This is a genomic window from Salinivibrio kushneri (assembly GCF_027286325.1).
Lineage (GTDB): Bacteria > Pseudomonadota > Gammaproteobacteria > Enterobacterales > Vibrionaceae > Salinivibrio > Salinivibrio kushneri_A.
Genome location: NZ_CP114588.1, coordinates 865,463 through 886,905, shown reverse-complemented (window position 1 = coordinate 886,905; position 21,443 = coordinate 865,463). Strand labels below are relative to the sequence as shown.

General features: G+C 49.6%; 20 protein-coding genes and 1 other RNA gene. 5 read left to right on the top strand and 16 right to left on the bottom strand.

Features of this window, described 5'->3' with window-relative positions; translation table 11 throughout:
- Positions 1–37 precede the first annotated feature (37 nt).
- On the bottom strand, positions 38–343 hold the full coding sequence (locus N8M53_RS04365; protein ID WP_077605900.1) for a hypothetical protein: 306 nt from the start codon (positions 341–343) through the stop codon (positions 38–40).
- Between the two features lie 415 nt (positions 344–758).
- On the opposite strand from N8M53_RS04365, the gene N8M53_RS04360 reads away from it, so the two are divergent.
- Positions 759–1,253 carry a fasciclin domain-containing protein gene (locus N8M53_RS04360; RefSeq protein ID WP_420066603.1) on the top strand — a complete coding sequence of 165 codons (495 nt, stop codon included), beginning with the start codon at positions 759–761 and terminating at the stop codon, positions 1,251–1,253.
- 146 nt (positions 1,254–1,399) lie between these two features.
- Here the strand turns inward: N8M53_RS04360 and choV are convergent, their stop codons facing one another.
- The 9 genes from choV to N8M53_RS04315 form a co-directional block, all read right to left on the bottom strand.
- Entirely contained in the window at positions 1,400–2,602 is a 1,203-nt protein-coding gene (gene choV / locus N8M53_RS04355; protein ID WP_269579612.1) for a choline ABC transporter ATP-binding protein, read from the bottom strand.
- Between the two features lie 10 nt (positions 2,603–2,612).
- Positions 2,613–3,455: a choline ABC transporter permease subunit gene (gene choW, locus N8M53_RS04350; protein ID WP_269579611.1), complete on the bottom strand. Its 843-nt coding sequence runs from the start codon at positions 3,453–3,455 to the stop codon at positions 2,613–2,615.
- A gap of 54 nt (positions 3,456–3,509) precedes the next feature.
- Entirely contained in the window at positions 3,510–4,469 is a 960-nt protein-coding gene (locus tag N8M53_RS04345; RefSeq protein WP_269579610.1) for a choline ABC transporter substrate-binding protein, read from the bottom strand.
- Positions 4,470–4,488: 19 nt separating this feature from the next.
- Complete coding sequence (gene betA, locus N8M53_RS04340) at positions 4,489–6,213, bottom strand: choline dehydrogenase (RefSeq protein ID WP_269579609.1); 1,725 nt, start codon at positions 6,211–6,213, stop codon at positions 4,489–4,491.
- A gap of 20 nt (positions 6,214–6,233) precedes the next feature.
- Positions 6,234–7,694 carry a betaine-aldehyde dehydrogenase gene (betB, locus tag N8M53_RS04335; RefSeq protein ID WP_269579608.1) on the bottom strand — a complete coding sequence of 487 codons (1,461 nt, stop codon included), beginning with the start codon at positions 7,692–7,694 and terminating at the stop codon, positions 6,234–6,236.
- A 54-nt stretch (positions 7,695–7,748) separates the two neighbouring features.
- On the bottom strand, positions 7,749–8,351 hold the full coding sequence (gene betI, locus N8M53_RS04330) for a transcriptional regulator BetI (RefSeq protein ID WP_077667544.1): 603 nt from the start codon (positions 8,349–8,351) through the stop codon (positions 7,749–7,751).
- Positions 8,352–9,000: 649 nt separating this feature from the next.
- Entirely contained in the window at positions 9,001–9,999 is a 999-nt protein-coding gene (gene cydB, locus N8M53_RS04325; RefSeq protein WP_420066596.1) for a cytochrome d ubiquinol oxidase subunit II, read from the bottom strand.
- The gene (locus N8M53_RS04320) at positions 9,996–11,339 is read right to left on the bottom strand and encodes a cytochrome ubiquinol oxidase subunit I (RefSeq protein ID WP_269579607.1); all 1,344 of its coding nucleotides are present in this window, start codon (positions 11,337–11,339) and stop codon (positions 9,996–9,998) included. Before N8M53_RS04320 ends, cydB begins: the two co-directional genes overlap by 4 nt.
- 18 nt (positions 11,340–11,357) lie before the next feature.
- On the bottom strand, positions 11,358–11,921 hold the full coding sequence (locus tag N8M53_RS04315; protein WP_046073610.1) for a GbsR/MarR family transcriptional regulator: 564 nt from the start codon (positions 11,919–11,921) through the stop codon (positions 11,358–11,360).
- A gap of 419 nt (positions 11,922–12,340) precedes the next feature.
- Here N8M53_RS04315 and N8M53_RS04310 point away from each other — a divergent pair, with 419 nt between their 5' ends.
- The 3 genes from N8M53_RS04310 (at position 12,341) to N8M53_RS04300 (ending at position 15,714) form a co-directional block, all read left to right on the top strand.
- Positions 12,341–13,636 carry a methyl-accepting chemotaxis protein gene (locus tag N8M53_RS04310; protein ID WP_269579606.1) on the top strand — a complete coding sequence of 432 codons (1,296 nt, stop codon included), beginning with the start codon at positions 12,341–12,343 and terminating at the stop codon, positions 13,634–13,636.
- Between the two features lie 54 nt (positions 13,637–13,690).
- Positions 13,691–15,070: an HD-GYP domain-containing protein gene (locus N8M53_RS04305; RefSeq protein WP_269579605.1), complete on the top strand. Its 1,380-nt coding sequence runs from the start codon at positions 13,691–13,693 to the stop codon at positions 15,068–15,070.
- Between the two features lie 167 nt (positions 15,071–15,237).
- The gene (locus tag N8M53_RS04300; RefSeq protein ID WP_046073613.1) at positions 15,238–15,714 is read left to right on the top strand and encodes a Dps family protein; all 477 of its coding nucleotides are present in this window, start codon (positions 15,238–15,240) and stop codon (positions 15,712–15,714) included.
- A 214-nt stretch (positions 15,715–15,928) separates the two neighbouring features.
- On the opposite strand, the gene N8M53_RS04295 is transcribed toward N8M53_RS04300, so the two are convergent.
- The 6 genes from N8M53_RS04295 to N8M53_RS04270 all read right to left on the bottom strand — a co-directional run bounded on the left by N8M53_RS04295 (position 15,929) and on the right by N8M53_RS04270 (position 20,431).
- Positions 15,929–16,795, bottom strand: a complete 867-nt coding sequence (locus N8M53_RS04295; protein ID WP_269579604.1) for a DUF2861 family protein — start codon at positions 16,793–16,795, stop codon at positions 15,929–15,931.
- The gene (locus tag N8M53_RS04290) at positions 16,792–17,436 is read right to left on the bottom strand and encodes a response regulator transcription factor (RefSeq protein WP_077667539.1); all 645 of its coding nucleotides are present in this window, start codon (positions 17,434–17,436) and stop codon (positions 16,792–16,794) included. The genes N8M53_RS04295 and N8M53_RS04290 overlap by 4 nt, the downstream gene beginning before the upstream one ends.
- Positions 17,433–18,851, bottom strand: a complete 1,419-nt coding sequence (locus N8M53_RS04285; RefSeq protein WP_269579977.1) for a DUF3404 domain-containing protein — start codon at positions 18,849–18,851, stop codon at positions 17,433–17,435. Before N8M53_RS04285 ends, N8M53_RS04290 begins: the two co-directional genes overlap by 4 nt.
- A 170-nt stretch (positions 18,852–19,021) precedes the next feature.
- Positions 19,022–19,118: signal recognition particle sRNA small type (gene ffs / locus N8M53_RS04280), an RNA gene on the bottom strand.
- A gap of 122 nt (positions 19,119–19,240) precedes the next feature.
- The gene (locus N8M53_RS04275) at positions 19,241–19,972 is read right to left on the bottom strand and encodes a hypothetical protein (RefSeq protein ID WP_269579603.1); all 732 of its coding nucleotides are present in this window, start codon (positions 19,970–19,972) and stop codon (positions 19,241–19,243) included.
- 39 nt (positions 19,973–20,011) lie between these two features.
- A complete protein-coding gene (locus tag N8M53_RS04270; RefSeq protein ID WP_158020619.1) occupies positions 20,012–20,431 on the bottom strand; it encodes a YbaY family lipoprotein in 420 nt (139 codons plus the stop codon).
- Between the two features lie 99 nt (positions 20,432–20,530).
- Here N8M53_RS04270 and tesB point away from each other — a divergent pair, with 99 nt between their 5' ends.
- A complete protein-coding gene (gene tesB / locus N8M53_RS04265; protein WP_269579976.1) occupies positions 20,531–21,394 on the top strand; it encodes an acyl-CoA thioesterase II in 864 nt (287 codons plus the stop codon).
- Positions 21,395–21,443 lie beyond the last annotated feature (49 nt).

The following is a 21,443-nucleotide window of genomic DNA, read 5'->3' as shown; positions in this document are numbered from 1 at the left end:
CATTGTTAATGACGGCTTAAACTCAATCGCGCGTCTCTTAGCTGTGGTCGCCTTTGATGAATGCGGCTTGCTCAACACGCTCACCTTGGTCAGTGCTCGCCACAAAGTTGATTGAGCGGCTGTTTTGGTTCTGAGCGTGGATAAATACACGACCAGATTCATCAGTTACCTTCGCATCAAGACCCGATTCGTTGGCGACTTTAGCGCCTTTTACCGCTTGGCCTTGTTCAGTGACTGTTACCCAAGCGCCCCCTTCTGCAGGGTCTACATCGAGGTTCAGACCACCAGCCATTACAGACGTTGAAGCGAACGTTAGGGCAAAGATTGCAGCAAGTTTTTTCATGGTTTGTTTCCTCTTTCGTAATGGGTTGACAGCTATTAAACGCAAATTGTGCCGGTGATTTGTCACCTCAATGTCTCCATTTCTAAAAATCTATCTCCAAAGACTCACCGAGGCGCTATCACAGTTCGACATCACAGTTGCGTTGTTGCCTTGGAACGAGAATGAGATTACGCCTGATGAATCGTGACAACAATCACAATAATATGAATGACTCATTCGAAAAATTTCACAAGACGGCAGCCGTTATTGAGCGTAAAAAAGAGGAAGATGAGCACTATTTCTTCTCTCCAGTGATCGACTTCGCTTCCGTCCTCGTTTTCACCCTTGCAACAAGTTGATCCTTCCCAAGTCGTCACCAAGGGTTGTAATAAAGCAACTTATTCGGTGGGGAAACGAAATCAAAGGGAGAACGATGATGTTAACACGCACGATCACGAAATTAGCCATTACTGCGACATTGCTGGTTGGGATGGGAAGCGCCGTCGCTGCCCACCACAAAGGCGAGCATGACATTGTTGATACAGCAATGAAAAATGACGACTTTTCAACATTGGTGGCAGCCGTCAAAGCCGCGGACCTTGTTGATACATTGAAAGGAGAAGGCCCGTTTACCGTCTTTGCCCCCACGAACACGGCCTTCGACAAGTTACCTGACGGCACGGTAGAGACACTGCTCAAGCCCGAAAACAAAGGTAAACTGACCGATATTCTGACTTATCACGTTGTTGCCGGTAAAGTGACAGCAGAACAAGTGATGGGGATGTCGTCGGCAACGACAGTGCAAGGCAGTGACGTGATGATTAAAACATCGTATGGAGATGTAAAGATTGATAACGCCACCGTCATTAAGCCCGATATCATGACGTCTAACGGCGTTATCCATGTGATTGATACCGTGATTATGCCCTAGCGCCTGGTTCGTCTCGCTCACAAAAAACCGCTCGTGAGGGGCAGGAGTGAGGCACCAAGCCTCGGACATAGATAGGTACATAAAAAATAGCCTGCTCCATGAGCAGGCTATTTTATTTATACGTCAATTGACGAATATGCCAAATGTCACGCCGCTTTATCCGTGCACTTTTGTTGAAACTTACCCAACAGCGCGTGGTAGAAGTCATGATCAGATAAGGTACCAACCAGTTCCCCTTCTTCGATGAGTAATACCGGCTTAACGGTGTGATAGCGAATTTCAATCGCATCACGCATTTCAATATCAGGCGAGGCAACCACTATCGTGTCGTCTCCAACTTGTGACAGATCTTGAACGTCTTTTTGCCATTCAACGACACGCAAGGGTTGTGAGCCTGCAGCGGCTGACAAGCGACCACCCTGCTCTGCGGTAACCCAAATATCACGCTGCTCACACACTTTCCAACGGTTGTCGACATGAGGCAAGTCGTCAACAGACTTCATCATCGAACGCCCTTTCAGCACGTTCAGTGGATTAGTATGAGCAACAAAGTCACGCACATAATCGGTCTCGGGACGCAACACAATGTCTTCAGGCTTACCATGTTGAATAAGCTGACCTGATTCCATAATGGCAATGTTGTTACCAATTTTCAGGGCTTCATCCAAATCATGGCTCACAAACAAGATGGTTTTATTGAGCTTTTTCTGCAGCTCTAGCAACTCGTCTTGCAGCTGCGCACGGATCAGTGGATCCAGTGCCGAGAAAGGTTCATCCATCAGTAGGATATCACTGTCCATCGCGAACGCACGGGCCAAGCCAACGCGCTGCTGCATACCACCAGACAGCTCATGCGGGTATTGATAAGCCCAATCGTCCAACCCGACCATTTCTAGCTTTTCCAGCGCTTGTCGACGGCGTTCTTTCTTGCTGATCCCTTTCATTTCTAGGCCAAAGGCGACGTTATCAACCACTGTCATCCAAGGCATAAGGGCAAACTTTTGAAACACCATAGATGCACGATTAGTACGAAGGTGGCGAAGCGTTTGCGAGTCAACTGTTGCCATGTCGACCATTCTGTTGCCATCACGGACTTCAAGACTACCGCGGCTGATGGGGTTCAATCCATTCACGGCGCGCAGTAGGCTCGATTTACCTGAGCCCGATAAGCCCATCAAGACGCAGATTTCACCTTCTTTCACATTGAGTGAGACATTATCCACGCCCACGACTTGACCAGTTTTCTCGATGATCTCCGAGCGGCTTAATCCATTATCAAGCAGATCCAGTGCTGGCTTAACATTATCGCCAAACACCACGTCTAAATTTTTAATTGCGATTGCGTCCATGGTTTCCCCCTTATTCGTTGCCTTGGTTTGGTGCTTTACACAGGCGGTCAAGAATGATGGCTACCAATACAATCGCCAGACCCGCTTCAAAACCTTGAGAAATGTTGACGGTATTCAGTGCACGAACCACTGGCTTACCGAGGCCGTCAGCACCGACCAGCGCCGCGATAACAACCATCGATAGTGACAACATAATACACTGAGTCACACCGGTCATAATGCTAGGCAGTGCCGCAGGAAGCTCCACTTTAAACAGTAGTTTCATACGGTTAGCACCAAATGCGCGTCCTGCCTCTACCAACTCTTCCGGTACACGAGTAATGCCGAGATAGGTCAAACGAATCGGAGCCGCGATGGCAAAAATGATGGTTGAAATCAGTCCCGGTACAATGCCCAAGCCGAACAGCACCAAGGTTGGGATCAAGTACACAAATGGTGGCACCGTTTGCATTAAATCAAGCAGCGGCCGCATGATGGTGTACACCAAGGGCCGATGCGCGGCCATTATCCCAAGCGGTATGCCAATTAATACGGAAATCGTTGTCGCGGCAAATACCAGAACAAAGGTTTCCAGCATCTCTTGCCAGTAGCCCAGGTTGAGGATCAACAAGAGCGCACTCACAACAAAGATCACGATGGAAAGTCGACGCTGCAGGTACCACGCCAGCAAGGCTGTCATGATGATAGGCATCGCAGGTGGCATCCATTTAAAGATGTCGACCAAAAACATGATGCTGGTATCTAAGCCGATTGAAATCGCATCAAAAAAGCCGGCAGCATTCATGGTTAGCCAATCAACACCATTTTCCATCCATTGACCGAGTGGGATCTTGTTATCTGTAATAATATTCACAATAAAACCTTAGGGGCGGCGTTAACACCGCCCTCTCCTTCTACACTTTTTTATTTACGCTTCAGTCTTTTTCAGGTACTCAGTGACTGCTTCAACCGCGTTTTCACCATCAACGGTAGTCACGCCGTCCAGCCACTTGTTCAACACACTTGGGTTATTACGCAACCACTCGCGTGCCGCAGCCTGAGGCTTCTCTCCGTCATTAAGGATTTTGCCCATCATTTCGTTTTCCATCTTGAGGCTGAACTCAAGTTGCTCAAGCATTTGACCGACGTTCGCACACTGCTCGACATAACCGCTACGTACGTTGGTGTGCACCGTGGCACCGCCATAGTTAGGACCAAAGTACTCATCCGCACCTGATAGGTATTTCATATCAAAGTTGCTGTTCATTGGGTGCGGGGCCCAGCCGAGGAAGGCAACCCATTTGTCACGACGAACGGCACGAGACACCTGAGACACCATGCCAGCTTCACTCGATTCGATAAGACGGAAGTCACCCAGGTTGAAATCATCGGTATCGATCATTTTCTGAATCTGGCGGTTGCCGTCGTTACCTGGCTCAATGCCATAAATGCGAGAGTCGAATTTGTCAGCGTATTTCGCGATATCTGCGACGCTAGTAACACCCGCATCGTAAACATACTGAGGCACGGCGAGGGTATATTTGGCACCTGTCAGGTTGGCGCGAACGCTGTCGATCGAGCCTTCGTCAAGATACTTTTTGATATCGCCTGTTTGCGTAGGCATCCAGTTACCGAGGAATACGTCGATGTCGCCCGACGCTAGTGATGAGAAGGTTACCGGCAAAGACAATAGATCGGTTTGTGTCTCGTAACCCATGCCTTTCAGCACTTCAGTAGTGATGGCAGTCGTTGAGGTCACGTCTGTCCAACCGATATCCGAAAAGCGGACTGTCTCACACTGATTGGCAGCGGCGCTAAAAGCAACCATTGAGCTCAAACCGACTGCGGTCATCAGAGTTTTGCTGGTTTTACGTTTATTCATTGACATCTTAGTTTCCTTGTAATGCTTACTGATTAGTTTCTAGTGTGTGCTCACCGACGGTGGCATCATCACTCTGCGCGTTTTGATTGCGTTGCTTGTGCTGCCACTCAGCCGCAATCCATACTGGCACCTGCTCGGCAGGCAAGAGTGGCTTTTCAAGGATCATGTCAGCGGCGCGCTCCGCTACCATGATGGTTGGGGCATTTAGGTTGCCGTTAGGGATTGTCGGGAAGACAGACGAGTCCACCACACGCAACCCTTGAATTCCACGCACACGGCACTGCTCATCAAGCACAGCCAATGCGTCATCGTCGGCGCCCATTTTGCAAGTACACGAGGGGTGATACGCGCTTTCCACGTTATCTTTCACCCAACGGTCAATCGCTTCATCAGACTGAACATCATTGCCCGGCTGAATTTCATCACCGCGGAAGGCATCCATCGCGTTTTGCGCCATGATTTCACGGGTCAAACGGATGGTGTCGCGCCAGTCTTGACGATCTTGCTCGGTGGTAATGTAGTTAAATAAGATTGATGGTTTATCGTGCGGATCGGCTGATTTGATCCGAACGTGGCCGCGGCTCTCTGGTTTGTTAGGACCGACGTGCACCTGGAAACCATGGCCATCAAACGCAGCCTTACCGTCATAGCGCATCGCTGCAGGCAAGAAGTGATACTGAACGTTAGGCCACTTCAATCCTTCGCGAGAGCGGATAAAGGCGCATGATTCAAAATGGTTGGTGGCACCCAACCCCTTACGAGTCAAGATCCACTCAGTGCCAATCATGCCTTTGCTGATAAGACCCAGCTTGCTGTTAAGCGTAATAGGCTGTTTGCAGTGGAACTGGAAGTAAACTTCAAGGTGATCTTGCAGGTTTTCCCCCACACCCGGCAGCTCATGCTTAACGTCTACGCCAGCTTTCTCGAGCACATCGCGTGACCCAATCCCTGATAGCTGCAGCAGCTGTGGAGAGCCCACTGAGCCGGCACTGGAGATCACTTCTTTATCGGCCATCACATGCTGAATGTTGCCGCCTTTTTCAAACTCCACGCCCACCGCGCGCTTGCCTTCCAGCAAAATACGGCGTGTGACCACACCTTTTTTCAGGGTGAGGTTGCTACGCTTCAGTGCGCGGCGCAGATAAGCGTTGGACGTTGAGGCACGCACGCCTTTATCGACGGTCATGTGCATAGGGCCAAAGCCTTCTTGCTGATAACCGTTGTAATCGTTGGTTTCTGGATAACCCGCTTCGACACCCGCATCAATAAACGCTTGATAAAGCGGGTTTAACTTCATGTCGTTACCATTACATGTGCCCACAGGACCCTGACCGCCACGGTAAGTATCAGCACCACCAGACCAAGTTTCTGCACGCTTAAAGTACGGTAGACAGCTTGCGTAATCCCAACCGTTAGCACCGTGCTCAACCCACTCTTCAAAGTCACAAGCGTGACCACGGACATATACCATGCCATTAATCGATGAGCTTCCACCCAGTACCTTGCCGCGAGGACAATGCAGTTGGCGGCCATCAAGGCCCGGCTCAGGCAAAGATTCAAACTGCCACGCGTAGCGTTTGGTATTCATCGGAATCGATAGCGCCGTTGGCATCTGAATAAAAATGCTCTTATCGGTACCACCAGCTTCAAGCAATAACACTTGGTGTTGGCCTGACTCGGTCAGCCGATCAGCCAATGCACAGCCGGCCGAACCCGCGCCGACGATAATATAATCGTAGCGTTGTGACATATTGGTCGCTCCGTTAGAAATTAGGCGTAAGGGCTGGCGAAATCGCCAAGCTCGATTAACACACTCTTGGTTTGGGTATAATGTGTGAGGGTTTCGACACCGTTTTCGCGCCCCACCCCTGAGTGCTTATAACCACCAACAGGCATTTCAGCCGGTGAGTCGCCCCAGGTATTAACCCAACAAATACCCGCTTCGAGTTGATGAATAATGCGATGCGCACGCGATAGGTTTTGGGTAAACACGCCAGCCGCCAGGCCGTAGTGCGTGTTGTTGGCACGTGCCACGACTTCTTCCTCGTCAGAGAAACGCAGCACTGACATCACAGGGCCGAAGATCTCGTCACGGACATGCGCCATGCTGTCATCACAGTCAGTGAAAATAGTGGGCGCCACAAAGTTACCTTTATCAAGGCCATTCTCAGTCACACGATAACCACCCGTGAGCAAGGTCGCACCGCTTTGCTTTGCGGTCTCGATAGCCGTCATCACTTTTTCAAGGTGTTCGGTTGAGATCAGCGCGCCGATTTGGGTGTTCATATCGGTTGGGTCGCCGATAACAAGCTTTTCAGTACGGTGTTTAAGCTGTTCAATAAAGCGATCATAAATGCTGTCATGAACAAAAACGCGAGTACCGTGTGTGCACACTTCACCTTGGGTATAGAAGTTTGCCACCATTGCCGCAGAGACCGCGTTGTCCAGATCGGCATCATCAAACACGATACATGGTGATTTGCCGCCTAGTTCCATAGTGACTGATTTCAGGGTCTTCGCAGCATCACCCATCACGGTTTTGCCTGTACCCACTTCACCAGTAAACGAGACTTTGGCAATCTCAGGATGTGCCGTCAGCATTTGACCCACACGATAATCACCCTGCACCACATTAAATACACCGGCAGGCATACCCGCTTCGGCAAAGATCTCTGCCAGTTTCAGTGCGGTCAGCGGTGTTTCTTCTGAGGGTTTGAAAACCATGGCATTACCCGCGGCCAGAGCAGGTGCTGATTTCCACATCGCAATTTGAATCGGATAGTTCCACGCACCAATGCCTGCACACACACCAAGTGGCTCACGACGCGTGTAAAAGAATTGATTGTCAGAAAGCGGCTGCTGCTCACCTTGCATCGACGGAACCAAATTCGCGAAATATTCAATCGCATCCGCGCCAGTCACCACGTCAACCTCTACCGCTTCTTGCATCGGTTTGCCGGTGTCCAGTACTTCCAGTTTGGCGAGCTCATCATTACGCTCACGTAACAACGCAACCGCTTTAAGCAAAATACGGCTACGCTCCATGGCTGTCATGCGTGACCAGACCGCAAAACCTTGCTTAGCGGCATCAACTGCAGCTTGCACATCGTCTGCCGAGGCTTGGTCAATTTGTGCCAGTGTCTCGCCCGTTGCTGGGTTTACCGTTGCAAACTGCTCGCCGCTTGTTGCGGAAGTAAGCTGACCATTAATAAAAAGCGTTTTCGCATTCATGATTAATCCTGAATTCTTTTCTGTTCGAGTATGCATGTAAGGCTCTGTTGAGGATTAGCTCTGAGGACGACCATAAAAGGTCAGTTGCTTATCCAAATAGTCATTGATGATGGTACGTGCGTTATTGGCATCAATACCTTTAGGGTTCAATGCACCACGCAACCAAATACCATCAATCAATGCGGCAATCCCCTGAGCCACCATCGCAGCCTGCTCTTCTGGCAATAGTGCGCGAAGTTCAATGCGCAAATGTGACAGCAAGCGCTTCTCGTTCACACGTTGTAAACGATGTAACTCATTGTCATGCATGGCATAAGACCAGAACGCCAACCAGGTTTTAACCACATCAGATTTGGCCTGAAAACCTTCAAAGTTAGCATTAATAATCGCGTTAATACGCGCCTGGTGGTGATGACGCGGGATTTCTTTCAATGCGCCGATCACAGTGGCTGAAAGCTCGCGCAATACCACGCGCATCGTTTCTTCCAGCAAGCCATGCTTACCACCGAAGTAGTGGTTGATAATGCCTGTCGATACGCCGGCTTCCTTACTAATCAGAGAAATACTTGCCGCATGGAGCCCCACTCGACCAATCACCGTCATGGTGGCTTTAACAAGTTGCGGTTTTCGTACTTCCGGCATCCCTACCTTAGGCATTTCGTCTCCCATTCGTTTTTAATTGAACGATTAGTTAAAGATAATCTTACACGCTAATCTTTAGATCTCAAACATTATTTTTAACCAATTTGCTACACCCACCCCCACCAAAAACAGCTAGATAAAGACAAAACAATGATTTAGGTCAATTTTTCCCTGGCTGATTCCAGACCTAATATTTTGTGCTGATAGCACTATTTGTGAGCAATTCGGGCAAAAAACCGCCTAGCCAAACACTAAACGCTGGCTTTAGTAAGGGGCATAAACAAGAAAAACGCCTCATTTTCTCGACGACGGAGGCCGGCCGCCCGCATAACAATAAAAAAATAACGGCATGATGGCGCACATTAGAAGAAAATAGCCACCACTTAGCCACAATATCTCATTGAAGCACGGGTGATCACGACAAGACAAAGAAAGGAAAACACCATACTAAACGTACGACAAATAAATGAGATGTAATGGTTAACCCCCTAAATGTTTAGGGTGACAAGTTTTATAGTAGCGCAGAGTGATACATGAAGTGATAACGGGCAACCTTAACATCGCTTAATAGAAGCGCGTTTAAGGCCAGCCCACAGGAGGGCATAAAAAAGCGCTCAGGCCTGTCAAAAAGCCTGAGCGCCTCATCAATGATGTTAACGTCGTCTTACTCGTAGTTAAGCTCTGTCGCTTTCCCCGAGAAGACACGATAAACAAACAGGGTATACAAGAAGATCATCGGCAAGACGAACATGGCACCATAGCCCACAATCAATAAGGTACCCGGCGCACTGGCCGCTTCTTTCGCTGTCATCACCCCAGGAATAATATCGGGGAAAAAGCTATACGCGAGACCAAAGAAACTCAATGCAAATAGGAAAATCGCACCAATGAACGGGAACTGGTACCCCACATCATTTTCGACCGGCACGTGGCGCAGGTAGCGATCTACAAGCAGCATGATCGCAAGACAGACCAATGGGACGGGCGCGAGTAGCAAAATTTCAGGGAAGCCAAACCAACGCTCTGCGACTGTCTCACTGACCAGAGGATTGACGATACTGATCGCTAACACCCCCAATGCTGCCAGCCAACCGCCACGACGTGACCATTTAGCCGCACGTTTTTGTAAATCCCCCTCGGTTTTCATTACCAGCCAGGTACCGCCGATATAGATGTACGCTGCAGTAACACAAAGGCCGCTTAGTAGCGCAAACAAATACGACCCTGTGCTCTCATCAAACGCCAGCACGTAACGACCAATCATGTAGCCTTGCGTCATCGACGCGATAAAAGAACCGGCTTTGAAGCATCGATCCCAGAGATCTTTACGCTCCGGCCTCACCTTGGCACGAAAATCAAAAGAGACACCACGCAAGATAAGGCCTGCAAGCATCACAGACGTTGGCAAATATAGCTCAGTCAAAATCATGCTATGCGCTGCGGGGAACGCAATGAGCAGCAAGCCCACCGCCAGCACTAACCAGGTTTCGTTGGCATCCCAGAATGGACCAATCGATGCAATCATACGGTCACGCTGCGCTTGATTGCAGCTTGGTAGCAGCATGCCGACGCCGAGGTCATAGCCATCAAGAACGGCGTACATGAAGACCGAAAAGCCAAACAGCAGGAGATAAATTTCAGGCAGATAAGGAGTTATGCTCATGCGTTCACCTCTTTATTCGGCTGAGCGTGATTGTCTGATTGGTATTCAGGCAGGCGTTTTTTCGCCAAAAAGAACAAGGTGCGGATATACGCCACCATTAGCACCGCGTAGAGCGTTAGATAAATGGTTAAGGTAATCCCCACGTGCGAGCTCGCGACTGGGGTAACCGCATCGGCGGTTTTAAGCACGCCCTGAACCAGCCAAGGCTGACGGCCAATCTCCGTCACATACCAGCCAGACAGCGTAGCGACCCAGCCTGAGAACGTCATCGCGACCAAGCCGATTAAGTGCCATTTGGGCATCGGCTGGTTACGCCACACGCGATACGCTGTGAACCAGCTTACCAGCAGCATCAATACGCCCACTCCGACCATAATGCGGAAACCAAAGAACAGCGGTTTCACTGGCGGGTGATAGTCAAAGCTTTCCAAGCCCTTGATTTCACCGTCGAGCTGGTGGGTCAAAATCAAGCTCGCTAGATTCGGGATCCCAACTTCAAAATCGTTGGAACGGGTCTCTTCATTCGGTACCGCAAACAATAGCAAAGGCGCCCCCTGCTCGGTTTCCCAAACCCCTTCCATGGCCGCAATTTTCTGTGGCTGATGCTCAAGCGTGTTTAGGCCGTGCATATCACCGACAAAAATTTGCAACGGAATAAGGATGGCGGCAGCCGTGATCCCCACTTTTAATGGTTTATCTGCCACACCTGATTTAGGCGACTTCAACTTCTGGTAGGCGGAAATACCAGCGATCAAGAAAGAAGCCGTCAGGCCAGACGCCAGCAACATATGGCTTAAACGATATGGCATCGACGGATTAAAAATCACCTCGAACCAACTGGTTGGATGCACCACACCATCGATAATTTCAAAACCGGTTGGCGTATGCATCCAACTGTTCAGCACCAAAATCCAGAACGCAGAAATGGTGGTACCAATCGCCACCAGCAGCGTCGCTAACGTGTGCACCCAGTTAGGGACGCGATTTTTACCAAACAGCATAATGCCAAGGAAAGTCGCCTCCATGAAAAAGGCGGTCATCACCTCATAACCCAACAGTGGGCCGGCAATATTACCGACCTTTTCCATAAAGCCAGGCCAATTGGTGCCGAACTGGAAACTCATGGTGATCCCAGACACCACCCCTAGCGCAAACGTGAGCGCGAACACTTTTACCCAGAAATAGTAGGTATCCAACCAGATTTGCTCACCGGTACGGTTGTGCCGGAACTTGAAAAACACCAGCATCCACCCAAGTGCTATCGTGATGGTGGGAAACAGGATGTGGAAACTGATGTTGGCCGCAAACTGGATCCGCGACAACATTAATGTATCTAACATGACATTACCCTCAGGAGGTTAACTACCCGATTCTTCGTTGGATTTGCTGTGAAACAGCTTACCGGACAGCTCAAGAAGCTTGCCGACACTGCTACCCAGCTTCATCAAGTTTTTTAGATGTTCAGGTTTCATTTGCTGCACATCGTCAAACCAGTGGTTAAACAGCTCTAGGAGATCGTGGATTTCGTGCAACTGTTTAACCGAGTGACTCTCTGCGTCGTCTTCACTCCGCATAAAGTGTGAGCGCAGCATAGATAAGGTAGGGTCGACTTCTCGCTTCTTCCTTTCGGCGAGAACTTGCTGCGCCAACTCCCAGATAGTGCCATTTGGCACAAAGTAGTCCTTTCTATCTCCAGGGGTGCGCTGCGATCGGATCAAGTGCCAGCCTTGCAGCTCTTTGGTTGCCATACTGACATTGCCACGAGAAATGTTGAGCGCCGACACAATGTCGTCTGCGCTCAGTGGGTGCTCACTCAACACAATCAGTGCCAACATTTCTCCCACCGAACGGTTAAAGCCCCAACGACTTCCCATTTCACCAAAGTGCATCACCACATTACGTAGTTCTTGTGACAGCTCCATCTTGATCTCCCTCGCAGTGCCTCGGGAAATAATACGGAGTTTCTTTGTGAGGGATCAATGAAAATTTGGAAATTTCAGAAATTATTGAAAATAGAAAAGCGAAGTTGTAAGCAAAGGTAAGGAGAGGTTATGAATACGTTACAGTCGACTATGATTAAACATGATCGAAGTCACGCAGATTACGTATTCACCAACGGAAAATAAAGGGGAACACACAAACAGATACACAATTGAAGGGTTTATATACATCGAGTCGCTCAACAGAAATGGTTTTTTATACTGGAAACCACGATATATTTGGGGACAATGTCACATGCGAGACATCGCAAGGTTCTATACTCCTCAACGTGCGCGGACTTATAACGATTCGACATGGCGCGCCTATGATTAATACCTGAACAAAAAGGAAGTTTGCTGTCATGTTCAAAAAGACGCAGCGAGAGCTGGACACCTGCCGAGCAGAAAAAGCCTCGCTCCAAGCAGAGCTCGATGCTATCAATACACACATTGCGACCATCACCTTCACACCCGATGGCATTATTACCGATGTTAATGACAAACTGCTAAAAATCATCGGCTACACCTACGATGAAGTGATCGGACAGCACCATCGCACGGTCTGTTTCGAGGAAACCAGCCAAGCATCAAGCTATCGGCAGTTTTGGCAATCACTCGCACAAGGGAAATCACAAAAAGGGGTTTTTCGTCGCCGCCATCAGACCGGTGCGGAGATCTGGATGGAAGCGACTTATGTTCCTATTAAAGATGCCAACGGCAAGGTCGTCAGTATTCGCAAGTTAGCTGCAGATGTCACCAAGTCGCACCAGGATGCGCGTCGACAAGAGGCCATATTAGCGGCGATTAATCGCTCATTAGCCGTGATCGAATTTGAGCCAGATGGCACGATTATTCGTGCGAACGAGAACTTTCTCGCCGCGGTGGGTTACCAAGACCACGAAATCAAAGGCCAACATCACCGCCTCTTTTGTGATCAGGACTTTTACGATGAGAACCCTGATTTTTGGGCGGATTTAGCTCAAGGGAACTTCACTTCTGGTCAGTATTTGCGCCGCGACAAACATGGCAATGAGGTCTGGTTAGAGGCCACCTATAACCCCGTTTTTGATGCAGAGGGAAATGTGCGCCAAGTGATCAAATTTGCCACCGCCATTACCGATACGGTGAAACGAAATCAAGCGGTCAACCAGGCGGCTGAACTCGCTCAAGCGTCGTCAGAGCAAACCCTTAGCGATAGTGAAAAAGGCAGTGCACTGCTGCAAGAGGCCGTGACCTTATCACAAAGCGTGACCGACCAAGCGGGGGAAGCCGCTAATCAAGTCAATCAATTGAGTGAGCACGCACAAAGTATCGAAAACATTGTGACCACCATTAAGCAGATCGCGGAACAGACGAATCTCTTAGCGTTGAACGCGGCAATTGAGGCCGCACGTGCCGGTGAACAAGGGCGTGGGTTTGCGGTCGTCGCTGATGAAGTACGCGGTTTATCACAACGAACCAGTCAATCGACCACCGAAATTGCCGATGTCGTCGATGAAAATCTACAACTGATCAAAGGGGTCAGTGAGGCGATGGGAAAAGTCACTGAACAATCTTTGCTCGGGCAGGAAAAGGTGACCGCCGCCGATACCGTAATGACCGATATTCATGCCGGCGCAGAAGAGGTTTCCGCTACCGTTCGCAGGCTGACACAATAACCGTCGATCTCATTGCCACTCGGTAGCCATGAGCACAAAGGATAAGGAAATACGATGCACACCCAGGCTAGCAGCGCAACACAGTTGAAGTTATCGGAGCTCATTCTGGCGTTAAGCACCGCGTTGGATATGACGGAGGGGCAACCTCCCGAGCACTGTATGCGCTGCACGTGGTTAGGAATGAAACTCGCTGACGCCTTAGCGCTCGATGATCAACAGCGTCATGATCTTTTCTATACACTACTGCTAAAGGATGCGGGCTGCAGTAGCAATGCGGCACGGATTTGCGAGCTTTACCTCACCAACGACTTGGCCTTTAAACAAAGCTACAAAGTTGTCGATGGTAGCTTATCCAGCGTGCTTAACTTTGTACTTAAAAATACCGGTGTCAAACGAGGCTTTATGCAAAAGCTTTCGACCACACTGGATATCATCCGCAACGGTGACATGTATGCGCAAGAGCTGATTGAAACGCGATGCACCCGCGGTGCCGATGTCGCGCGCGATTTGCGTTTTGGTGAAACCGTTGCTGAAGCCATCTATGCGCTGGATGAACACTATGATGGCGGTGGCCGCCCTGACCAGTTAAAGGCCGACCAGATCCCCTTGTTTTCGCGCATCGCGTTGATGACACAAGTCATTGATGTCTTCCGAACCGAGTCCGGTGTCGACGCCGCACTCAGCGAGCTAAAAAACCGTCGCGGTACTTGGTTTGATCCGACACTCGTCGATACCTTTTTACAGATAGCGCGCGAGCCGCAGTTTTGGCAGCAGCTGGGCAGCCCCACATTAAAAGAAGACGTACTCTCAATGACACCGGCTGACACATGTATCTGGGTCGATGATGACTATCTGGATGACATTGCGGCAGCATTCGGACGCATTGTTGATGCCAAAAGCCCTTTCACCTCCGGGCACAGCGAGCGCGTTGCCGTTTACGCCAGCTTAATTGCTGATGAGCTTGGCATCAGTGAACAGGATAAAAAATGGCTAAAGCGTGGCGCGTTACTGCACGATATTGGCAAGCTCGGCGTAAGCAATGATGTGCTCGATAAACCGGGAAAATTGGATGACGACGAATGGGAGCACGTTAAGCGCCATGCAGCACTGAGCAAAGCTATCTTATCGAAAATCCACCAATTCGATCACCTCGCCAAGTTCGCAAGCGCCCATCACGAAAAACTCGACGGTACTGGCTATCCAGAGGGGATACAGGATGACGATATTTCCCTTCTCACTCGTATTATTACTACCGCGGACATATTTGATGCCATCACCGCCGAACGCCCCTATCGTGGTCCTATCCCAGTCAACAAGGCCTTGGCTATCATGCAAGAAGAAACGGGCACGGCCATTGACGCGCATTGTTTACAGGCGCTCATTGCTGGCCTCGAACGACTGCCCGATCACTTTATTGTTCATGACGATACCTAGATCACATCATAGGCATCACCTATCACGTATATAGGTTAACTCCATTTTCTTTTTTTATATCGGGTAGTTACTCTATTTACATCGTTTTGAACGAACCGTTTCCAGTGCTTGGCACTCGCGATAAGCGAAGGGTCGAACACATTGATTTGCCACTAAGGAGGCATTAAATGAGTAAGCAAGCAGCATTGATTGGACTAGACAGCAGCAAAGCCGCCGATCTAGGCGCGCGTTTGGATACGCTATTGGCGAACTACCAAGTGCTTTACACCAATGTGCGTGGTTTTCACTGGAACATCAAAGGCAACGACTTTTTCGAGTTGCATACCAAATTTGAAGAAATTTACACCGATCTTCAAACCAAGATTGATGAAGTGGCTGAGCGTATTCTCACCATCGGGGGTACTGCAGAGCACCGCTTCAGCGAGTACTTGAAAGTCAGTGAGATCAAAGAGCACGCGCCCGAAGCGAATGGTCAAGCCGGTGTTCGTGCATTGGTGGAAGGTTTTAGCGTTCTGATTGGCCTACAACGCGATATCATGAACCTTGCCGGTGATGCCGGTGACGAAGGGACATCTGCACTGATGAGCGACTACATCCGCGAACAAGAAAAACTGATGTGGATGCTTAACGCTTACCTCAACTGATCATGAATCAGTAAGATTGAGCAAAAGCCCGCATGAATGCGGGCTTTTTTATATCCTGTTATCGAACCTTAATCCTACTCAGACACAGACCAAACTACTTGCGTCCCATCACTCAATTGCGTCATCAAACCTTTGCGGGCACAGTGATTTCCGACATACCGACTGGTTGGTCGGTAAGTTTGCGGTTAGCGTCGACCCATCGATGAAAAAGTAATTACTTGCTGGGTACTACGGAACGAGTAAGCGGCAATGCTAGTCGCTCAACGTAGTTCACTTTAATCGCACCTTGATACTCAAAATGACTGACAGTAGCACTCAAGTGCTCAGCATTGGCAGGCGGTGCGACTGGGAGCTTTATCATGGTGGGATCGTGGGATTTATCTGAGCGACTAGACAGATAAATCGGTGTTTGCTCAATCCAACGGTACGCCTCGTCTAGCCATAGCCAGCGCGCAGTTGCCGGTGAGCAGCTTAAAGGTGTTTCGGGCAAATCCACAGCCAACTTTTGGTCAGGATGACCTATCAGTTTTATCCAAGGGCGGCGTGGAAGCCCATACACCACCAAACTATAGTGCTGACCACCCATTTTTAACTCATAAATACCAGGAATGATTTGGGTAAAGAGTTGCCCTGATTCAACTTCTTGATATCCACTTTGCGCTCTCAATATTTCATTAAGCACAGTTTGCCCAGTTGGATCCGCAAGCGTGAGCAAGGTATCACGCTCTACGTGCTCGGCCGATAGTTTAATCTCATAACCCAGGCTTGACGCCCCTGCCCGACGCACAAAAGAAATAGTGAGCCCTTGAGGGATCCCTTTGCCGTTGGGCTCAGTTAACTGCTGGCCACAATCGGTTTGATTGATGATCGCGTACTTGATCTTCGCCCAACGCTCAGTCGGTATCTGCTGCTGAGATAGCGCAAAAATAAGCTCTTGCCACGCCACCTTAGGCCTCTCTGCGAGGAGTGCCTGATAGGTTTCCTGCATCGGTGTTTTTGGGAACCAAGCTTGCTCAGCACGGACGCTGAAGCTGCATACCATGCATGCTATCACCAGTAAGTGGTAGCCAAACCCGTTCATAGCACCACCAACCGATACCCGACACCGCGATGCGTCTCTATCGCTAAACCGGGTAACTTTTGTCGTAGCCGCAACACATGGTTGTCAACCGTGCGCGTGGTAGGAAATGCCTGATATCCCCATATTTTATTGAGCAGCTCTTCGCGATGAAAAACCCGCCCTTGGTTTTGTAACAGCAATAGCAATAAATCAAACTCTTTAGGCTTGAGCGTCACGTCTTGATCTTGCCAATACACATTGCGGGATCCAGGTTCAACCGTGATCTGCCCGTATACGAGTTGGCTTTCTCCTAAGGGCCGCAACTGGGCATAGATGCGCGCCAAGAGCTCCTGATGTGAAAAGGGTTTAACCACATAATCTTTGGCGCCGGCCATTAAGCCCTCAACCCGTTGCTCAACCTCAATTTTGGCTGTCAATACGATCACTGGCACTGCTTTTAAAGACAGCCAATGAGGCAGATGCGCTAAACTATCGCCATCGGCGAGCTGGCGATCTAAAATCACCAAATCGGCATGAAACCAATGCTTATCCACCTTATTACTCTCGGCCAGCCAGGTGCATTCAAACCCCTGCTGTACCAAAAACTGGCGTAAGCCTTCCCCTAATAAGGTGTCATCTTCAATCAACAATAGGTGGCTCATTGCGGCAACTCCAGAATACAGCAGGTTGGGTGGCGCTTGATCACTAGCTTACCCCCCATTTGACGCATTAAACGCGCCACCAAAAACAATCCAATCCCCATGTTTCTTTCTGACGGTGACGACTTATATCGCCGCCACAGCCTTTGCCACCAGGATGGAAAAACACCGTTATCATACACACAAACACGCACGTGCTTGTCCTCGCATACACGAATCCAAATTTGATCACCGCCATGATGATGTGCATTTTGAATCAGATTTTTCAAGCAGATGGATAACCAGTAGAAAGGCAACGTCAGTGTTTTATCTTGCTCAAGGGTGTAGTCAACCTCTAGGCAATCGCAAATATTATCTAGCCACTCCGATAAGGACGCAGTTTGTAACTTAAATTGCTCTCGTTTATCGGTACTTAAATAGCCCTTACTGGTCTCTGTCAGCTGACTTAAACGTTGATGGTCCGCCAGTAATCGCCAAAGCACATCTTGCGTGCTGGGCTCAAGCAAGTCGAACTGGCTGCGCAACATTTCCACCGTCATGCCTAAACTTGCAATCGGCGTTCTAAGCTCATGGGTCAGTAACTGCAGGATAAACTGACGCTCACGGCGCTGCTGGTATCGATCGTATAGGCTACGCGCTAAACCAACTATCAGCGCACAAAAAACCGCTACCAACACCGCAATCATCACGCCACGATAGGCCGGGTGGAGTTGATTACAAATATTGCCATAACGGTAATCACATCCCGTGGTATCCGTCGATAAACTCAAACGATATTGTTCAGCAATTGGTGCCCATTGTTCATGAGACAGCGCCTTCCACCCTTCTTCGCCGTTAAGCCACAGGCGCCCGCCATCTAAATACGCACGGTAACCACTAAGTAACGCGTCGCGGCCAGCCTGACTGAGAGCATTCAGTGCGGCATGTAGGGGATGTTTTTCATTGGCTAAGGTAAAACGTTGTATCAGTTCAGGTGACGGCGTGGCGATACCACGTGCTGACACATAGCGCTCTGCATAACTTCCACCGGCAGGATGGAGCAGCGGATTTTGCTCAAACCACTCAATGGATAAAGGCTCATCACGGCACAAAGCCAATTCAAAGCGCTGGGCGGCTAACAAAAAGGGGGACACGATACTGGGGGTCGGCTGGCACGTTTGCACCACTTGGTGTAGCGCGTTTAAGTCCTGCCAATCAACATCCTCGAAATCAGGATACTGCGACTGGCTAACCAATAAAGACTGCGGATAGGCATTTAGTGCCGGCTGTGCAACCATCAAGGTGCCCGTTTGCCAGGCCTTATCATAAAATCCTTTCAGTTGCGTGTGCAGCTCACTGGCCACCGTTTGGCTGCTGAGTAAAGCCAACAATAACGCTGCTAACGCTCGAAACACCACTTTGCCACCCTTATGGACCATCACACTTACGCTACCAGCGCTAATGATTAAATCATAGCTAAGCGGTGAGAGGCTGTGTCACCCGAGTGTCAACATTGTCAGGAGGCCAAGACGCTATATGGTCGTACGAACAAGAGAGGTATCGGTGGTTGATAAATAATGCGGTTTTCATGGCGCAGAAAGGGCGGAGACCTCCCCAGCTGCATCCCGGCACACACGTCCCAAGCGCGGGCTGCTTCCTTCCGGACCTGACCCAGTACACAAGATAGTGTTGCGGGAGAACCAAGGAGGCCTCCATCGATATGTCGTTAAGCTTGCTTAACTGCGGGGCATTATGTGGCATGGCTGGATGCAATGCAAGGAGGATTCATGGCCTCATTCGCTAACTGTTTATCTTCTAGACAATTTTCCTACTGATCGTCCGGCTCTTCTAATAGCAAATACTCACCGACCCAAATCGCCGCAAGCATGGTAGCCCACGCGACCAATAGCGACAGCGTGAGTTGTCCAGGGGTAATCCACGTAATCACCAAAAACGGAATACTCGGGATAAGATGCAAGGCAAGGTGACGTGAGCGAGCAAATTGTGGTGTGAACCCCACCCACTGTAACAACCAAATAATCATCACCATTGTCGCCGTCCATAGCGCAGCAGACCAACCACTCAACGCCACTAATACGGGCAGTAATAACCAGGCACCGCGATGAGGCGGCTGGTAACCTGGCCAATACCTGATCGCAAGCCATAACCCCACGAGTGCTAGTGTTTGAAGCGCGAGGGTACTCGGTGATCCACCCAATTTAGCTTCGGATTGCAAAGCCATCATCCCCGCGAACATGGCAACCATCACCGCACCGAGTAATAGCTTGACGTGTGGATGTCTGTCGGGATTGAACCAGAGAGACAAAGCCGGCAAAAGCAATAGCGTGCTAGCAGCTAACAGCGCAGGTAACTGTGGCAAGGTAAAGGCAAAAATCGCCATCGCGAGTGCTAAGCACCAACTCGCTAATTTATCTGGATAGAAAAAGAATAAAGCAGACGCGCCAATCGCTAGACTATTCAGGGAAAACGTGGCGCTAATTCCCGCGACAGCGATAACCGTCAGCACCAATACCGGCCAGAGAAACAGTGAGATTCGCATGCACACTCCTTGTGCGGATATCTCTTACCAGTGTAGCGATCAATGCCCCGCGCGTACCAGTGTTAGCGTCGGATCATAGGTATGATTCGTATCCGTGATCACTTTATTGACGGTATTAGTAATAAACAGAGGCCGATCACTGACATCGATTTGAGCGGTGATCACATAATCATGTGTGGTCGTGATTTGCCCCGGATCATAATTGAGTGAAAAGTGCAGAGGTGTTTGTTGCCCTTCAGTCACGAAGGACTGGCGACTGATTACCTTCCCTGGGGCATCCATATTTTTGATTTCTACTAGCCGCACGGTCACGCTGGCATTTTCAGGTAACGCAAGGCGTTCACGATACACCAAACTACCAGAAACATTGGCTAAATCATTAGGTTGGGTATTTCCAGAACAAGCAGTAAACACCAAAGCAGTGAATAAGGCGAACAATAGAAACGTTAGTTTCTTCATTAAAGAATCCTCACTGAAGCGCGTTCAAATGCGACAAAAACGCTAAGGTTATGATAGCTTGAACAATAACAATGGAAGCATAGCATGAATCAAGGACTTATGAGCCAACCACTAAAAGAACTCTTACAGCTGCTAGAGCTTGAGCGACTAGACACTGGCCTTTTCCGCGGTCAAAGTGAGAACCTTGGACTGCCCCAAGTGTATGGTGGGCAAGTGATTGGACAGGCCTTGTCGGCCTCTAAAACCTCAGTTGACCCTGATCGCTTTTTGCATTCATTCCATAGTTATTTTCTGCGCCCAGGCGACCCTGAGCAGCCGATCATCTATGATGTTGAGATACTCAGAGACGGAAAAAGTTTCAGCACACGGCGAATAAAAGCCGTGCAGTACGGAAAACCGATTTTTTATCTCACCGCCTCTTATCAAGAGGAGGAAGAAAGCTTTGAGCATCAAAACACAATGCCAGCAGACGTGCCAGCGCCCGAGACCTTGCGCTCTGAGCAGTCACTTGTCAATGATATCGCCCACAAACTACCGCCTAATGTGGTCAAAGCCTTTGGGGGCGACAAGCCGATTGAAGTGCGACCTGCCACGGTGATCAACCCACTGAAGCCCCATGCCGCGCCGGCTAAGCAATATTTATGGATCCGCGCCAATGGTGAAGTGGGAGACGATTTCCATGTCCACCAGTATTTACTTGGCTATGCCGCCGATTGGGGCTTTTTGGTCACGGCCTTGCAGCCTCACGCAGTGACGCTGCTTACGCCGGGCATGAAAGTAGCCACCATTGATCACTCCATGTGGTTCCACCGTCCGTTTAGAATGGATGAGTGGCTGTTGTTTGCGATTGAAAGCCCCTCCGCCAGTGGCGCGCGTGGCTTTGTACGCGGCGAACTTTTCAATCAGCAAGGCGATCTTATCGCCTCAGCCACCCAAGAAGGCTTGATGCGTAAGCTCTCCTAACCATCAGCGTCTCAAGCGTGTGCGAATCTGAGCGACACAAAAAAGGGGC

What these genes read in the sequence shown, in the direction of transcription:
- N8M53_RS04305 (WP_269579605.1), top strand. Translation starts at nt 13,691, where the DNA reads ATGCACACCCAGGCTAGCAGCGCAACACAGTTGAAGTTATCGGAGCTC.
- N8M53_RS04290 (WP_077667539.1), bottom strand. Translation starts at nt 17,436, where the DNA reads ATGAGCCACCTATTGTTGATTGAAGATGACACCTTATTAGGGGAAGGC.
- choV (WP_269579612.1), bottom strand. Translation starts at nt 2,602, where the DNA reads ATGGACGCAATCGCAATTAAAAATTTAGACGTGGTGTTTGGCGATAAT.
- betA (WP_269579609.1), bottom strand. Translation starts at nt 6,213, where the DNA reads ATGTCACAACGCTACGATTATATTATCGTCGGCGCGGGTTCGGCCGGC.
- N8M53_RS04270 (WP_158020619.1), bottom strand. Translation starts at nt 20,431, where the DNA reads ATGAAGAAACTAACGTTTCTATTGTTCGCCTTATTCACTGCTTTGGTG.
- N8M53_RS04300 (WP_046073613.1), top strand. Translation starts at nt 15,238, where the DNA reads ATGAGTAAGCAAGCAGCATTGATTGGACTAGACAGCAGCAAAGCCGCC.
- cydB (WP_420066596.1), bottom strand. Translation starts at nt 9,999, where the DNA reads ATGAGCATAACTCCTTATCTGCCTGAAATTTATCTCCTGCTGTTTGGC.
- N8M53_RS04345 (WP_269579610.1), bottom strand. Translation starts at nt 4,469, where the DNA reads ATGTCAATGAATAAACGTAAAACCAGCAAAACTCTGATGACCGCAGTC.
- N8M53_RS04365 (WP_077605900.1), bottom strand. Translation starts at nt 343, where the DNA reads ATGAAAAAACTTGCTGCAATCTTTGCCCTAACGTTCGCTTCAACGTCT.
- tesB (WP_269579976.1), top strand. Translation starts at nt 20,531, where the DNA reads ATGAGCCAACCACTAAAAGAACTCTTACAGCTGCTAGAGCTTGAGCGA.
- N8M53_RS04275 (WP_269579603.1), bottom strand. Translation starts at nt 19,972, where the DNA reads ATGCGAATCTCACTGTTTCTCTGGCCGGTATTGGTGCTGACGGTTATC.
- betB (WP_269579608.1), bottom strand. Translation starts at nt 7,694, where the DNA reads ATGAATGCGAAAACGCTTTTTATTAATGGTCAGCTTACTTCCGCAACA.
- betI (WP_077667544.1), bottom strand. Translation starts at nt 8,351, where the DNA reads ATGCCTAAGGTAGGGATGCCGGAAGTACGAAAACCGCAACTTGTTAAA.
- N8M53_RS04315 (WP_046073610.1), bottom strand. Translation starts at nt 11,921, where the DNA reads ATGGAGCTGTCACAAGAACTACGTAATGTGGTGATGCACTTTGGTGAA.
- N8M53_RS04320 (WP_269579607.1), bottom strand. Translation starts at nt 11,339, where the DNA reads ATGTTAGATACATTAATGTTGTCGCGGATCCAGTTTGCGGCCAACATC.
- N8M53_RS04360 (WP_420066603.1), top strand. Translation starts at nt 759, where the DNA reads ATGTTAACACGCACGATCACGAAATTAGCCATTACTGCGACATTGCTG.
- N8M53_RS04295 (WP_269579604.1), bottom strand. Translation starts at nt 16,795, where the DNA reads ATGAACGGGTTTGGCTACCACTTACTGGTGATAGCATGCATGGTATGC.
- N8M53_RS04310 (WP_269579606.1), top strand. Translation starts at nt 12,341, where the DNA reads ATGTTCAAAAAGACGCAGCGAGAGCTGGACACCTGCCGAGCAGAAAAA.
- N8M53_RS04285 (WP_269579977.1), bottom strand. Translation starts at nt 18,851, where the DNA reads ATGGTCCATAAGGGTGGCAAAGTGGTGTTTCGAGCGTTAGCAGCGTTA.